This is a genomic window from Azospirillum sp. UENF 312511 (assembly GCF_058780635.1).
In genome coordinates this window covers 2,692,902-2,707,207 of record NZ_JBSNCG010000003.1, presented here as the reverse complement: position 1 = coordinate 2,707,207, position 14,306 = coordinate 2,692,902, and the positions used below count along the sequence as shown (strand labels likewise).

The following is a 14,306-nucleotide window of genomic DNA, read 5'->3' as shown; positions in this document are numbered from 1 at the left end:
GCGGCCGGGCCGATTTAATCGGTCTTGAGCAGCACGACGGTCCCCTGTCCGGCCGCCGGAGCAGCAGCCGGCGCGCCGGGCAGGATGATGCGCACCACCGTGCCCTCTCCGGGAGCGCTGCACAGGTCCAGCCGCCCGCCATGAGCCTCGACGAAGCGTTTGGCGAGCGGCAGCCCCAGCCCGGTGCCGGAATGGGCCTTGGTCATGTAGCTGTTCACCTGACGGAAGGGCTCCAACGCGATCTGGATGTCCTCCGGGGACATGCCGATGCCGGAATCGGCGACGGTCAAAACCACGCAGCCCCCCTCGTCGCGCACCGCATCCGCGCGCACGCAACCGCCTGCCGGCGTGAACTTGATGGCGTTGGACAGCAGGTTCAGCACGGCCTGCCGCAGACGGATGGCGTCGGCCATCACCGTCAGGCCGGTTTCGACGGGCGCGCTCTCGACCCGCACGCCCTTCTGACCGGCCAGCGCCTCCATCAACTCCAGGCACTCCCCCAACAGCACGGCGACGCGCACCGGCTCCGGATAGAGTTCCAGCCGTCCCGCCTCGACCTTCGCCATGTCCAGCACGTCGTTGACCAGCGACAGCAGATGCTGGCCGGAGGCATGGATGCTGGCGATGTAATCCTGGTGCTTCGGCGGGCTTGGGCCGAACAGTCCGGACAGCAGCGCCTCGCTGAAGCCGATGATCGCGTTCAGCGGCGTGCGCAGTTCGTGGCTCATGTTGGCCAGGAAATCGGATTTGGCCAGATTGGCGGCCTCGGCATGATCCTTCTCGGCCTCCAGCCGGCGGCGCTGCTCCGCCAGCATGGCCTCGCGGGCGATGCGGGCCTCGCGTTCCGCGTGGCGGCGGCGGCGGACGTGGCGCGTCACCACCAGCGACAGCACCAGCGTCGCCAGACCGGCGCCCGCCGCACCGGCCAGGATGGTGGTGCGCGTCCGGTTCAGTTGGCTGCTGATCTGCTCGAACGGGACGGCCATGATGATCGACCAGCCGGTCTGCTGCGACCGGTGAACGAGAACCAGCGCCTCGTGCCCCTCCCGCGTCGTTGCCGAAAACAGCCCCGGAGTCTGCCCCATCAGCCGGGGCACCATCATGTCCCTCACCCTTTGGCCGACATGCTGATCCGGATCGTGGGACCGCGCGGCGATGACCATGGCGGGGTCGACGACCGACACCGTCCACGCCGCGGGGATTCCGGACCCGCGCAGCACGGCGTCCAACCCGTCCAGCCCGACCGCCAGCGACAGCACATGCCGGACCGGTGTTTCCGCGGGAGTGCCCGGGTCCAGGATCGGCGCGCGGACGATCAGCGCCGGACGCCCCGGCGGCCCGCCCGGCGGCAGGACACCGCCGAGCACCATCCGCCGCAGGTCGGCCGCCTGCCGGGTCACATCGTCCAGCCGTGGCGGTGGCAGGGACGCGCCCAGCGGGTACTGGGTGTGGAACAGGAAGGACATGTCCTCCACCCTGACCAGTCCCATCGCCAGCCAGCCGGGTTGACTGCGCACGGCCTCCGCGGCTTCCGATTTCAGCAAGGCGAGATCGTTCACCGTTTTGCGGCTCAGCGCGGCCAGAAGCTCAAGAGGACGGGCCTTGCTTTCCAGGTCCCGGTCGATGGCGACCATCACGGAACGGGCCTGCGCCGCCAGTTCCGCCGCCAGCACGTCCTGCTGCCGGAGATCCAGAATCCAGACCACCACCACCAGGAACACCAGCAGCGGAGCGATGGCGGCGAGCCCCAGGCCAAGCGTCGATGAGGGCAGTCGCAAGACACTCTCCGACCGTTGACGGAAACGGAATGGCGTTCGGACTGGAAGGGGAAAGGCGGAGCGCTTCCCCCACCAATGGGTCGCCCGCATCCGCCCGCCTGTCAAGCCCGCGAGTTGTCCGTCCCCCCTCGCTTACCCCACCGCCGCGAGAATCCGGGCGAGTTCCACCGCCGTTTTGACCCCCATCTTCTCGAAGACATGGGCGCGGTGCACTTCGACAGTCCGCATGCTGATCCCCAGCTCGTCGGCAATGACCTTGTTCAGCTTGCCGGCCACCACCAGACCCATCACCTGCCGTTCGCGCTGGGTCAGGGTCGCCAGCCGGGCGGCCACACCGGCCTGCCCGGCCTGCCGCGCCCGCTCCCCGGCGTCGAAGGCCAGCGCCTCGATCACCCGGTCGACGAGGTCGTTGTCGTTGAAGGGCTTCTCCACGAAGTCGCGGGCGCCCTTCTTCAAGGCCGACACGGCGATGGGCACGTCGCCGTGGCCGGTCAGGAACAGAACGGGCATCCGGCAGCCCATGGCGGTCAGCCGGTCGAAAAGCTCCAGCCCGCTCATCCCCTCCATGCGGATGTCCAGCAGAAGACAACCGGTCATCGCAGGGTCGTAGTCGACGAGGAACGCCTCTGCCGACGGCCAGGAGGCCACCGGGACGTTGCGCGACTGGAACAGCCAGCCCATGGCGTCGCGGATCGCCTCGTCGTCATCGACGATGTGCAGCTTCGGCTCACACATCGGCGGCTCTCTCGTCGTGGGAATTCGCCACGCCGGTCATCGGCGGCTCCGACAGGACCGGCAGGGAGAAGAGGAACACGGTGCCGCCATCCGGCGCGGGCTCGAACCACAGGCGCCCCTGATGGTGCTCGATGATGGACCGGCAGATGTTCAGGCCCATGCCCATGCCCTCGGTCTTGGTGGTGAAGAAGGGAGAAAACAGTTTTTCCGCATTTTCGGACGAAATGCCACAACCGCGGTCCTGGATGCGCGTCAGGACCGCCCCGTCCATCGCCTGCACCGTGACGCTCAGGCGGCGGCGGTCGCGACGGGTCGCCGCCATGGCTTCGATGCCGTTGCGCATCAGGTTCATCACCACCTGCTGCAACAGGATGCGGTCGGCCATCACCGCCGGCAGGCCGCGCCCCAATTCCAGCACCAGCTTCACCCCCTGCTGGCGGGCATCGGCCTCCATCAGCGCCACACAGTCCTCCAGCATCTCCGACAGGCAGCAGGGAGCGACGTTCGGCTCGCTCTTGCGCACGAAGTCGTGAATCCGCCGGATGATCTGGCCGGCCCGCTTGGCCTGCCCGGACAGCTTCTCCAGCGCCGTCGCCAGCTCGTCCGGCCGGATGCTGCCGGCCTGGAGTCGGTTGAGGCAGCCGGTGCAGTAGCTGGCGATGGCCGACAATGGCTGGTTCAGTTCATGCGCCAGGGTCGAGGCCATTTCGCCCATGGTGATGAGCCGCGCCGTCTGCTGAAGCCGCTCCTGCTGCTGGCGGGCCAGCTCCTCCGCCCGCTTGCGCTCGGTGATGTCGAGGACGGAGCCCATCCAGCCGGTGTGCCGCCCCTTGGCGTCGATCAGCGGGGCCTCGTAGATCAGCGCGTCGAACCGCTCGCCGTTGGCCCGGCGGAAACGCAGCTCGAAGCCGTTGGCCGGCGCGTTGCCGGCCAGCACGGCGCGGAAGACCTCTTCGGTGTGGACCAGATCCTCGGGCAACCAATAGGGCATGACCGGCCCGGCCCCCACCAGCTCCTCCGCCGACCAGCCGACCATGCGGCAGAAGGCCGGATTCACATAGATGATGCGCCCGTCCAGGTCGCGGGCGCGCATGCCCACCGTCAGGCTGTCCTCCATCGCCTTGCGGAAGGCGTGTTCGGCGCGCAGGGCCTCCTCCGCCCGGATGCGCCGGGCGATGTGGCGGCGCACCGCCCACAGGCTCCACAGGGCCGAGACGGTCAGCGCGAAGATCGCCGCGATCAGGATGTTGCGCCCGAGGTTGCCGGACAGCTGATGCAGCGTGGCGACCAGGGCCAGCCCATGCCCCGGCGGATCGAAGGGCACGACGTGGCTGCGCCGCGGCTCCGGCATGGCGATGCGCGACTTGGTCCCCAGCACCGCCCCGTAGGGGTCGATGACCTCCAACTGGTAGCGTTGGGCGAACCACCAGGGCACGTGATGGGTCAGCAGGGCGTCGATCGACAGCACACCGGCGAGCGCGCCCGCGAACTCCTCCCCGCGGAAGATGGGGATGACGATCTCGAAGGCGGTGTCCGCGGCCCCCAGCCGGTAGGGCGCCGAATAGGCCCGGCGGCCTGAGGAGCGGGCGATCAGGAAGGCGTCGGCGCGCGGGCTGGGTCCGAAGGCGTCGTCCAGCGCCGGGCCGTCGTCCACCGGCGGCTCCGACCGCACCGGCCGGCCCTGCGGGTCCAGCCGCACCACCCGCTGGATCGCCGGATTCACCGTCACGATGTGGCGCGCCATCACCGAGTAGTTCACCGGTGTGGTGTCCTCGCGCCCCAGCGATTCGGCGAGATACTGCAGCTTCTCCTCGTCGGAGGTGAGCTGGAAGTGGAGATTCTGCTCCACCCACAGCACGTCCTTGATGAGGGTGAGCGTCTCCTCCTCCCGCTCGCTGCGGTGGAGCACCCACAGGAAGACGCCGAACAGAAGGACGACCAGCGCCATCGCCACGATGGGCATCGCCTGCACCGGGCCGCGCTGGCCAAGGCCATGGGCGGCGCTGGCCGCACCGCCGGTCATGGGGGGGAGAGGTGTTGGCACGGCAACCAATATGTCACGTTCACAGCTACGGATTTCCACAATAGCGTCGGGGGAGAAATTATCGAACAATGAAAGAATATCAAAGGCCGGACCATCAGTCTGACCAACAACAAGTGGAGGATGACCCCTATGAGGTTCGTTTCGCTGCTGTGCGCCACCGTCGCCGCCGGCTGCCTGATGGCCGCCACCGCCGCCACCGCGCAGGAGCCGATCGTCATCAAGTTCAGCCACGTCGTCGCTCCGGAGACCCCGAAGGGCAAGGGCGCCGAGAAGTTCAAGCAGCTGGCTGAGCAGCGCACCGCCGGCAAGGTGAAGGTCGAGGTCTACCCCAACAGCCAGCTCTACAAGGACAAGGAGGAGCTGGAGGCCCTGCAGCTCGGCGCCGTGCAGATGCTGGCCCCGTCGTTGGCCAAGTTCGGCCCGCTGGGTGCCAAGGAATTCGAGATCTTCGATCTGCCCTACATCTTCCCCTGCAAGGCCGCCCTGGTGAAGGTCACCACCGGCCCGATCGGCAAGCAGCTGTTCCAGAAGCTGGAGAACAAGGGCATCACCGGTCTGGCCTATTGGGACAACGGCTTCAAGATCATGAGCGCCAACAAGCCGCTGCACGCCACGGCGGACTTCAAGGGCCTGAAGATGCGCATCCAGTCGTCGAAGGTGCTGGACGCGCAGATGCGCGCGCTCGGCGCCCTGCCGCAGGTGATGGCCTTCTCCGAGGTCTATCAGGCGCTGCAGACCGGCGTCGTCGACGGCACCGAGAACCCGCCGTCCAACATGTACACCCAGAAGATGCACGAGGTGCAGAGCAACGCCACGCTCTCCGACCACGGCTATCTGGGCTACGCGGTCATCGTGAACAAGAAGTTCTGGGACGGTCTGCCGGCCGACGTCCGCACCCAGCTCGACGGCGCGATGAAGGAGGCGACCGAGTACGCCAACAACATCGCCCAGGAAGAGAACGACAAGTCCCTGGAAGCGATGAAGGCCTCCGGCAAGACCAAGTTCTACGAGCTGACCAAGGACGAGCGCGCGTCGTGGCGCCAGGCCATGCTGCCGGTCCACGAGGACATGGCGTCGCGCGTCGGCAAGGAACTGCTGGCGAGCATCAAGACCGAGACCGACGCCGCCAAGTGCGAGTGATCACGAGAGTCTGATCGGGCGGCACCGCCGCCCGGTCCAATCAAGCAAGACCAACGCACAGCCCTCGGCAAGCGCCCGCTCACTTGACGCGGGCGCTTCCTCCTGCGCGCGGAGCCACCATGCCCATGAAAATCCTAGACCATCTGGAGGAGATTCTTATCGCCTTCCTGATGGCAGCGGCGACGATAATCATCTTCATCTCGGTCGCCCACCGTTACGCCGCCGGCTTCCCCATCATCCAGGACTACATCCTCCACTGGAATCTGGCCTGGGCGCAGGAGCTGTGCATCTACATGTTCGTCTGGATGGCGAAGTTCGGCGCCGCCTACGGTGTCCGCACCGGCATCCATGTGGGTGTGGACGTTCTCATCAACAAGCTGTCCACGCCCCTGCGCGCGAAATTCATCGTGTTCGGCCTGCTGGCCGGCGCCACGTTCACCGGCGTGGTCGGCACGATGGGGTCCACCTTCGTCTGGCACATGTCGGACACCGAGCAGGTGTCGGCCGACCTGGAATGGCCGATGTGGATCATCTATCTGGCGATCCCGCTCGGCTCCTACCTGATGTGCTTCCGCTTCCTTCAGGTGATGGTGAACTTCCTGCGCACCGGCGAGCTGCCGCACCACGACCACGGCCATGTCGAGGGTCTGGAGGAGGACACCACCGACCCGCAGCGCGCCGCGCAGGACGTCAACTGGTACGAGATGGACGACAACCTGCACCCGCACGACATCGCCCATCACGAGGGCCGCAAGCCCGGCAACGGCCCTGTCATTGGTAAGGGACCGAAGGAGAACGACCGATGAACGCCGCCATCATCTTCGGCCTTCTGCTGGTTCTGATGCTGACCGGCATGCCGATCTCGATCTCGCTGGGCCTGACGGTTCTGACCTTCCTCTTCACCATGACCCATGTGCCGATCGAGGCCGTGGCGCTGAAGCTGTTCACCGGCATCGAGAAGTTCGAGATCATGGCGATCCCGTTCTTCATCCTGGCCGGCAACTTCCTGACGCACGGCGGCGTGGCCCGGCGCATGATCAACTTCGCCACGGCGATGGTCGGCCACTGGCACGGCGGCCTCGGCCTTGCCGGCGTGATGGGCTGCGCCCTGTTCGCGGCGGTGTCCGGCTCCAGCCCGGCGACCGTGGTGGCCATCGGCTCCATCGTGCTTCCGGCGATGGTCGCTCAGGGCTTCCCGAAGCAGTTCGGCGCCGGTGTCATCACCACCTCGGGCGCGCTGGGCATCCTGATCCCGCCGTCCATCGTGATGGTGATGTACTGCGTCGCCACCAGCGGCACTGCGCACTCCGCCTCGGTCGGGCAGCTCTTCATGGCGGGCGTCATCCCCGGCCTGATGCTGGCCTTCGTGCTGGGCGGCGTCACCTGGTACCGCGCGCGCAAGTTCGGCTATCCGCGCCTGCCCAAGGCCAGCCTGGGCGAGCGCTTCAAGGCCTTGCCTTCCGCGAAGCGATCTGGGGCCTGTCGCTGATCGTCATCGTCATCGGCGGCATCTATTCCGGCGTCTTCACGCCCACCGAAGCCGCGGCGATGAGCGCCGTCTACGCCTTCATCATCGCGGTCTTCGTCTACAAGGACATGCCGCTGCGCGGCGTGCCGAAGGTCCTGCTGTCCTCGGCCAGCATGTCGGCGATGCTGCTCTACATCATCACGAACGCGGTGCTGTTCTCGTTCGTGCTGACCTCGGAGAACATCCCGCAGGCGATCGCCGACTGGATCGTCAGCCAGGGTCTGGGCGTGATCGCCTTCCTTCTGGTGACCAACCTGCTCCTGCTGATGGCCGGCAACTTCATGGAGCCGTCGTCCATCGTGCTGATCATGGCGCCGATCCTGTTCCCGGTCGCCATGAAGCTGGGCATCGACCCGGTCCATTTCGGCATCATGATGGTCGTGAACATGGAGGTCGGCATGTGCCACCCCCCGGTGGGCCTGAACCTCTACGTCGCGTCGGGCATCACCAAGATGGGCATCACCGAACTGACCGTGGCCGTCTGGCCGTGGCTGCTGGCGATGCTCGGCTTCCTGGTGCTGATCACCTACGTGCCGATCATCTCCACCTGGCTGCCGCGCGCGCTGGGGATGATGTAATCCCTCGTTGCCGGGCAAAAGCCCATAAGGAAAACCCCTCGCCGGAGCGATCCGACGAGGGGTTTTCCTTTTCCGGGGGAGCCGATGAACGTCAGGCCTTCTTGACGAATTCCGACTTCAGGTTCATCGCGCCGATGCCGTCGATCTTGCAGGCGATGTTGTGGCCGTCGGCCCCGTCGACCAGACGGATGTTCTTCACCTTGGTGCCGCCCTTGACGACCAGGGACGAGCCCTTGACCTTCAGATCCTTGATGACCGTCACCGCGTCGCCGTCGCTCAGCACGTTCCCGTTGGCGTCCCGCACCCCCTGATCCGCCGCAGCCTCCGCGCCCGCGCCCGCGCCGCCCTCGGCCTGCGGGTTCCATTCATGGGCGCATTCGGGGCAGATCCACAGCATGCCGTCCTGATAGACATGCTCGGAGTTGCATTTCGGGCACTTCAATCCGTCGTCCATATCATCCTCGCCTTTCGGGAGCGGCATCCTAGTGCGGCGAGGCGAAAAGCGGAAACGCAACTTGCCCGCGGCGGGCATGCGCGCCCATCGCAGGCAAGTTGCGTGTCGCCGCGGGCCGTTTACGCCGCCTTGATCGAGGCCAGGAACCTCTGCACCTCGTCACGCAGATCGACGAAGCGCGCCTGGAGGGTCTGGGCGACCTCCACCGACTCGCGGGCCGCCGTCGCCACCTCCGACGAGGCGCCGGAGGCGACCGCGATGCTGCGGGTCACGGTGTCGGCCTCGCCGGCCACGGTGCGGACCTTCTCGGCGATCTCGCCCGTCGCGGCCAACTGCTGCTGGACCGACGCGGCGATCTCCGCCGAACGCTGGCTGAGCTGGCCGATGGTTTCGGTGATGGCGCCGATGGCGGAGACGGTCTCCTGGGTGACCGACTGGATGGCGCCGATCTGGGTGGCGATCTCCTCCGTCGCCTTGGCAGTCTGGCTGGCCAGATTCTTCACCTCGGACGCCACGACCGCGAAGCCCTTGCCGGCCTCCCCGGCCCGGGCCGCCTCGATGGTCGCGTTCAAGGCCAGCAGGTTGGTCTGCCCGGCAATGGAGGTGATCAGGCTGGTGATCTCGCCGATCTTGGCGGCGCCGGCGGCCAGCGCCTCCACCGTCTTGCGGCTGGCGTCGGCGCGGTCGATGGCCTGGGCGGACATGGCGACCGACTGCTTCACGCTCTCGGCGATGCTGCGGATCGACTGGGTGAGCTGCTCCGCCGCCGCGCTGGCGGTCTGGACGGTGCGGCTGGTCTCGTCGGCGGCGCCGGCCACCGAGGCGTTGCACTGGTCGGCGCGCAGCGCGCTCTCCAGCATGCTGCCGGCGCTGCCCTTCATTTGCGAGGCGGCGGTAGAGGCCTCGCCAACCGTCGCCTGGACCGAGCGGTCGAAGGCGGCGGCAAGGCGGGTCAGCCGCTCGCCCCGCTGCGCCTCCTCCGCCTGCCGGGCGAGCTTCTCGGCTTCGAGCTGCTGGCGGTGCTGGGCGTTCTGGCGCAGCATGTCGATGGTGCGGGCCATGGCGCCCATCTCATCGCGGCGCTCCAGGGCGGGCACGGCGACCGCGTAGTCACCCTGGGCCAGCCGCCCGACCATCGCGGTGATCTGCATCAGCGGGCGCGTGATGGCCGAGACGACGAGGTAGAGCGCCGCCATGATGGCGAGGAAAGCGACCGCCCCGACGGCGATCTGGGTCGCCGCGTCGGCGGTCACCCGCGCCTCCACCCGGTCGGTGCGCAGGCGCAGGACGAATTCGCCGATGGTCTTGCGCTGCCCGGCCTGCCCGCCGACGATGGGCTTCACCACCTCGATGAAGCCCTTCGCGGCCTTGGTGTCGCCGACCTCGGCGACCACCTTGGCCTTGTCGTCGCGCACCTGGGCGCCGAGGAAATCGGGGTCGGACGACGGCGCCTTGGCGACCTCGCGCACCTGCTCGGTGTCAAAGTCGAAGAGCGGGATCGCCGCCGCGCGGGCCTGCAGCGACGCCACCATGTCGGCGCGCGCCGCCAGCGTCTCCGTCGCCTGGTTGGCCGAGCTGTGCACGCCCCAGGCGATGGCCAGCACCTGATAGACCAGCAGCACGCCGCCGATCAGCAGCAACGCCCGCAGGCGCAGCCCCAGACCGCCGCCTACATTTCTGCCGCCTTGATTCCCGCTGTCCCGCGTCCCGTCTGCCGCGCCGCTGACCGTCATGATCCGCCCTTTTCTCTTGCTGAACAATCGGTTGCCGAACGGTCGGCGCCCGCCTTGGCGCTATTGGGTCGCCTTGAACCCGGCTTCGAGCTTCGCCAGAACCGCCGCGGCGTCCGGGGTCTTCTTCGACACGACGATATAGACGTCCAGGCTCTGGACCGACGTGGCCTTCAGGTCGGAAAGCGTCTTCCCACCCAGCGCCTGCTGCATCGGCAGCGAGTATTGCAGCAGCGTCGGCGCCCGCCCGGCCTGGAGCAGTTGAAGCGCCTGATCGGCGGTGCGCGCGTCGACCATCTGCACCTTGTTGGCCGGGTCCTCCATCCAGGCGCGCCAGCCGCCGTAGGAATAGCCGTTCAACGCGATGACCGCCTTGCCCGACAGATCCTCCTTCGCCTTGACCGCCGGAGCTTCGCCGATGCCGTAGGCGTTCAGCTCGATCCGGGCGATGGGGGCGGCGCTGATCAGCGTGGAGCCGTCGAATTCCTTGACCGTGCGGATGCCGAGGAAGATGTTGAACTCGCCGTCCGCGATGCCGGAGAAGAGGCGGCGGGCCGGGGCCGATTCGGCGGTGTAGGCGATCCCGGCGGCCTTGGCGGCCTTGTCGAACGCCTCGATCAGGCTGCCCTTTGCGACGCCGCCGTCGGTCTGGGTGTAGGGCGGGAATTCCACATAGCCGAGCTTGACCCCGTCCGCCCGCGCCGTGGCGATCCCCGGAGCGGCCATGCCGGCAACGGCCCCGACCATGGCTCCGAACAGGCTGGCGAACACCCCGGCCCGCAGCGTCCGCCGGGCGCCCCCGGCAACAGTCGCGATCATACGGCTTCCCCTTGCTGTGTCGTTCCGCGCTCGCGCCGGCGCACAGGCCGCCTTATGCGAGTATTTTTCTGAAAACATACATCTTTCCGCGATGCACCTCCACAAGGATAGGGCTGCAATATTGAAATCTGATGGCAGTCCTTAAACAATCCTGACCGGTTGCGGAAAGCCGAACGCCGGACATAAGCTGATCCCCGTTTTCCCCCGCCGAGGCGTCCTTCCGTGAACTCCGTCTTCCTGCCGACCGCCTGCCCGCACGATTGCCCCAGCACCTGCGCCCTCGAAGTGGAACAGGTCGCGCCGGACCGCATCGGCAAGGTCCGCGGAGCCGCCGCCAACAGCTACACGGCGGGCGTCATCTGCGCGAAGGTCAGCCGCTACGCCGAGCGCGTCCATTCTCCCGACCGGCTGAGGACGCCCCTGCGGCGCACCGGCCCCAAGGGGTCCGGCCAATGGGCGGAAATCGGCTGGGACGAGGCGCTGGACCGCATCGCCGACGCCTTCCTGGACGCCGAGCGGGTCCACGGCGCGGAAGCCGTCTGGCCCTATTTCTATGCCGGCACCATGGGGCTGGTGCAGCGCGGCGGCATCCAGCGGCTGCGCCACGCCAAGGGCTATTCCCGGCAGATCAGCACGGTCTGCGACACGCCGGCCAACACGGGCTGGCTGGCCGGCCACGGCGACATCCGCGGCGCCGACCCGCGCGAGATGGCCGACAGCGATCTGATCGTGAACTGGGGCGGCAACCCGGTGGCGACCCAGGTCAATGTGATGACCCACGTCAGCCGCGCCCGCAAGGGCCGCGGGGCGAAGCTGGTCACCATCGACCCCTACCGCACCGGCACGGCGGAGGTGTCGGACCTGCATCTGATGCTGCGCCCCGGCACCGACGGGGCGCTGGCCTGCGCGGTGATGCACGTCCTGTTCCGCGAGGGTCTGGCCGACCGTGCCTATCTCGACCGCTACGCCGCCGGGGCGGATCGGTTCGAGGCGCATCTCGCCACCCGCACGCCCGAATGGGCGGCGGCGATCACCGGCCTGACGGTGGAGGAGATCGTCGGCTTCGCCCGCCTCTACGGCACCACCAAGCGCAGCTATCTGCGGCTGGGCTATGGGCTGACGCGCGCCCACAACGGGGCGGCGCAGATGCACGCGGTGTCCTGCCTGCCGGTGGTCACCGGCGCCTGGGCGCACAAGGGCGGCGGGGCGCTCTACTGCTCGTCGGGCATCTACAGCATCGACCGCACCCTGTCGGAGGGGCTGGACCGGCTGGACACCTCGGTGCGCGGCTTCGACCAGTCGCGCATCGGCGCGGTGCTGACCGGGGAGGACATCGCCAGTGGTCCGCCCATCACCGCCATGCTGATCCAGAACACCAACCCGGCGGCGATCTGTCCGGACAGCGCCCGCGTGCGCCGCGGCTTCCTGCGCGACGACCTGTTCGTGGCGGTGCACGAGCAGTTCATGACCGACACGGCGCAGCTGGCCGACATCGTCATCCCCGCCACCACCTTCCTGGAGCATGACGACCTCTACCGTGGCGGCGGGCAGATGCACATCCTGATCGGCCGCAAGGTGATCGAGCCGCAGTTCGAATCGCGCGAGAACCACTGGGTGATTTCCGAGCTGGCCCGCCGCGTCGGCGCCGAGCATCCGGGCTTCGGCATGAGCGCGCTGGAGATCATCGACTCCATGCTGAAGACCTCCGGCCTGACCGACGCCGCCACCCTGACGGAGCAGCGCTGGATCGACGCCCAGCCGGATTTCGAGACCTCGCATTTCCTGAACGGCTTCGCCTTCCCGGACGGGCGCTTCCGCTTCGCGCCGGACTGGGCGGCGCTCGGCCCCTACGGCGCTGGCCAGTTGCCGGAACTGCCGGACCACATGGCGCCGGGCCGCCCGGCCGACGCGGAGCATCCCTTCCGCCTCGTCACCGCCCCGGCGCGGCAGTTCCTCAATTCCAGCTTCACCGAGACGGTGACCGCCCAGCGCCGCGAAGGCCGCCCCACCGTCCTGATCCATCCGGAGGACGCGGCGGACCTCGCCCTGGCCGACGGCGACGCCGTGCGCCTCGGCAACGGGCTGGGCAGCGTCGTCGTCCACGCCAAGCCCTTCGCCGGGGTGCCGCGCGGGGTGGTGATCGTGGAAGGCATCTGGCCGAACAGCGCCTTCCTGGAGGGGATCGGGATCAACACCCTGACCTCGCCCGAGCCGATCCCGCCGGCGGGCGGTGCGGCCTTCCATGACACGGCGGTGTGGCTGCGCGCGGCGTGACGTGGCCACGGCCTCCCATCACCGGACATGATCCATCCCATCTGAACAAATCATTTTTCACGATGGCCGGACTGTCCTAGCCTCCCTCCGCGGATCACCGAAAGCGGAGGGCGGCGCGATGCCGGTTCACACCAGTCTGACCCAGCGCCTGGGCCTGTCCAACCCCATCGTCCAGGCCCCGATGGCCGGGGGCGCCGACACGGCGGACCTCGTCGCCGCGGTGGGCGAGGCCGGCGGCATCGGCTTCGTCGGGGCGGCCTATCTGTCCCCGGACCAGATCGCCGAACGGGCGCGGGCGATCCGCACCCGGACTTCCCGCCCCTTCGGGATCAACCTGTTCGCTCCCCTGCCCGCGCCCGAGGCACCGGGCGCCGGGAGGATGGACGCGGCGGTCGCCGCCATCGCGCACTACCACGCCGACCTCGGCCTGTCCTCTCCCGGAACGCCGGTCCTGGGAGCCGACGGATTCGCCGCCCAACTGGCAGCGGCGCTGGACTGCGGGGCGTCGGCGTTCAGCTTCACCTTCGGCATCCCGCCCGCCGACGCATTGGCCGCCATCAAGGCGCGGGGCATGCTCCTGATCGGCACGGCGACCGGCGTCGAAGAAGCCATTGCGCTGGAGCGGGCGGGCATGGACGCCGTGATCGCCCAGGGGGCTGAGGCCGGCGGGCACCGCGGCAGCTTCGCCATCGGTGCGGAAGAGGTGGATTTTGCCGCCAGTTTGGTCGGCACCATGGCGCTGGTTCCGCAGGTGGTGGACGCGGTGAAGCTGCCGGTGCTGGCCTCCGGCGGGATCATGGACGGGCGCGGCATCGCGGCGGCGCTGGCTCTGGGCGCCGCCGGCGTGCAGATGGGCACCGCCTTCCTGACCTGCGCCGAGGCCGGCATCCCCGAGGCGCACAAGCGGGCGATCCTCGACGCCCGCGAGACCCAGACGCGGGTGACCCGCGCCTTCTCGGGCCGCCCGGCGCGCGGGATCGTGAACCGGGTCATGGAGGACATCGCGGACGGCGAGGCCCTGCCCTTCCCCCTTCAGAACGCGCTGACCCGCCCGATGCGCACCGCCGCGGCGCAGCAGGGGCGCGCCGAGTTCCTGTCGCTGTGGGCCGGACAAGGCGTCCGCCTTGCGCGGCGGCAGACGGCGGCGGAGCTGATGGCGCGGCTGGTGGACGAAACCGATGCCACGGTCCGGCGCCTGACGGGGATCATCTGACGGAAGCCATCGT

At 68.4% G+C, this 14,306-nt stretch carries 10 protein-coding genes and 1 pseudogene; 5 read left to right on the top strand and 6 right to left on the bottom strand.

From position 1 onward, the window contains the following. Nucleotides 1–14: 14 nt before the first annotated feature. The 3 genes from ACWPN7_RS24230 to ACWPN7_RS24220 all read right to left on the bottom strand — a co-directional run bounded on the left by ACWPN7_RS24230 (nt 15) and on the right by ACWPN7_RS24220 (nt 4,536). The gene (locus ACWPN7_RS24230) at nt 15–1,778 is read right to left on the bottom strand and encodes a sensor histidine kinase (protein WP_038527468.1); all 1,764 of its coding nucleotides are present in this window, start codon (nt 1,776–1,778) and stop codon (nt 15–17) included. Nucleotides 1,779–1,910: 132 nt separating this feature from the next. Then, a complete protein-coding gene (locus tag ACWPN7_RS24225) occupies nt 1,911–2,513 on the bottom strand; it encodes a response regulator transcription factor (protein WP_038527465.1) in 603 nt (200 codons plus the stop codon). After that, a complete protein-coding gene (locus tag ACWPN7_RS24220) occupies nt 2,506–4,536 on the bottom strand; it encodes a sensor histidine kinase (protein WP_459196526.1) in 2,031 nt (676 codons plus the stop codon). The genes ACWPN7_RS24225 and ACWPN7_RS24220 overlap by 8 nt, the downstream gene beginning before the upstream one ends. A 150-nt stretch (nt 4,537–4,686) precedes the next feature. Here ACWPN7_RS24220 and ACWPN7_RS24215 point away from each other — a divergent pair, with 150 nt between their 5' ends. The 3 genes and pseudogenes from ACWPN7_RS24215 to ACWPN7_RS24205 all read left to right on the top strand — a co-directional run bounded on the left by ACWPN7_RS24215 (nt 4,687) and on the right by ACWPN7_RS24205 (nt 7,803). Continuing rightward, the gene (locus ACWPN7_RS24215; protein WP_459196525.1) at nt 4,687–5,697 is read left to right on the top strand and encodes a TRAP transporter substrate-binding protein; all 1,011 of its coding nucleotides are present in this window, start codon (nt 4,687–4,689) and stop codon (nt 5,695–5,697) included. 119 nt (nt 5,698–5,816) lie between these two features. Next, nucleotides 5,817–6,503, top strand: coding sequence for a TRAP transporter small permease (locus tag ACWPN7_RS24210; protein WP_137103095.1), 687 nt, complete (start codon nt 5,817–5,819; stop codon nt 6,501–6,503). Further along, nucleotides 6,500–7,803 (top strand): annotated as a pseudogene (locus ACWPN7_RS24205) (TRAP transporter large permease). The gene ACWPN7_RS24210 and the pseudogene ACWPN7_RS24205 overlap by 4 nt, the downstream one beginning before the upstream one ends. Nucleotides 7,804–7,894: 91 nt before the next feature. Here ACWPN7_RS24205 and ACWPN7_RS24200 read toward each other — a convergent pair. The 3 genes from ACWPN7_RS24200 to ACWPN7_RS24190 all read right to left on the bottom strand — a co-directional run bounded on the left by ACWPN7_RS24200 (nt 7,895) and on the right by ACWPN7_RS24190 (nt 10,806). Beyond that, nucleotides 7,895–8,257 carry a zinc ribbon domain-containing protein YjdM gene (locus ACWPN7_RS24200; protein WP_103038946.1) on the bottom strand — a complete coding sequence of 121 codons (363 nt, stop codon included), beginning with the start codon at nt 8,255–8,257 and terminating at the stop codon, nt 7,895–7,897. A gap of 119 nt (nt 8,258–8,376) precedes the next feature. Further along, nucleotides 8,377–9,990, bottom strand: coding sequence for a methyl-accepting chemotaxis protein (locus ACWPN7_RS24195; protein ID WP_459196524.1), 1,614 nt, complete (start codon nt 9,988–9,990; stop codon nt 8,377–8,379). A 60-nt stretch (nt 9,991–10,050) separates the two neighbouring features. Then, nucleotides 10,051–10,806: a hypothetical protein gene (locus tag ACWPN7_RS24190; protein WP_459196523.1), complete on the bottom strand. Its 756-nt coding sequence runs from the start codon at nt 10,804–10,806 to the stop codon at nt 10,051–10,053. Nucleotides 10,807–11,028: 222 nt separating this feature from the next. Between ACWPN7_RS24190 and ACWPN7_RS24185 the strand changes: the two genes are divergently transcribed. Continuing rightward, entirely contained in the window at nt 11,029–13,080 is a 2,052-nt protein-coding gene (locus ACWPN7_RS24185; RefSeq protein ID WP_459196522.1) for a molybdopterin oxidoreductase family protein, read from the top strand. A 118-nt stretch (nt 13,081–13,198) separates the two neighbouring features. Next, nucleotides 13,199–14,293, top strand: a complete 1,095-nt coding sequence (locus ACWPN7_RS24180) for an NAD(P)H-dependent flavin oxidoreductase (RefSeq protein WP_459196521.1) — start codon at nt 13,199–13,201, stop codon at nt 14,291–14,293. Nucleotides 14,294–14,306 lie beyond the last annotated feature (13 nt).

Excerpts from the sequence above, each read along its gene's own strand:
- ACWPN7_RS24225 (WP_038527465.1), bottom strand. The coding sequence starts at position 2,513 with ATGTGTGAGCCGAAGCTGCACATCGTCGATGACGACGAGGCGATCCGC.
- ACWPN7_RS24220 (WP_459196526.1), bottom strand. The coding sequence starts at position 4,536 with ATGACCGGCGGTGCGGCCAGCGCCGCCCATGGCCTTGGCCAGCGCGGC.
- ACWPN7_RS24215 (WP_459196525.1), top strand. The coding sequence starts at position 4,687 with ATGAGGTTCGTTTCGCTGCTGTGCGCCACCGTCGCCGCCGGCTGCCTG.
- ACWPN7_RS24210 (WP_137103095.1), top strand. The coding sequence starts at position 5,817 with ATGCCCATGAAAATCCTAGACCATCTGGAGGAGATTCTTATCGCCTTC.
- ACWPN7_RS24200 (WP_103038946.1), bottom strand. The coding sequence starts at position 8,257 with ATGGACGACGGATTGAAGTGCCCGAAATGCAACTCCGAGCATGTCTAT.
- ACWPN7_RS24195 (WP_459196524.1), bottom strand. The coding sequence starts at position 9,990 with ATGACGGTCAGCGGCGCGGCAGACGGGACGCGGGACAGCGGGAATCAA.
- ACWPN7_RS24190 (WP_459196523.1), bottom strand. The coding sequence starts at position 10,806 with ATGATCGCGACTGTTGCCGGGGGCGCCCGGCGGACGCTGCGGGCCGGG.
- ACWPN7_RS24180 (WP_459196521.1), top strand. The coding sequence starts at position 13,199 with ATGCCGGTTCACACCAGTCTGACCCAGCGCCTGGGCCTGTCCAACCCC.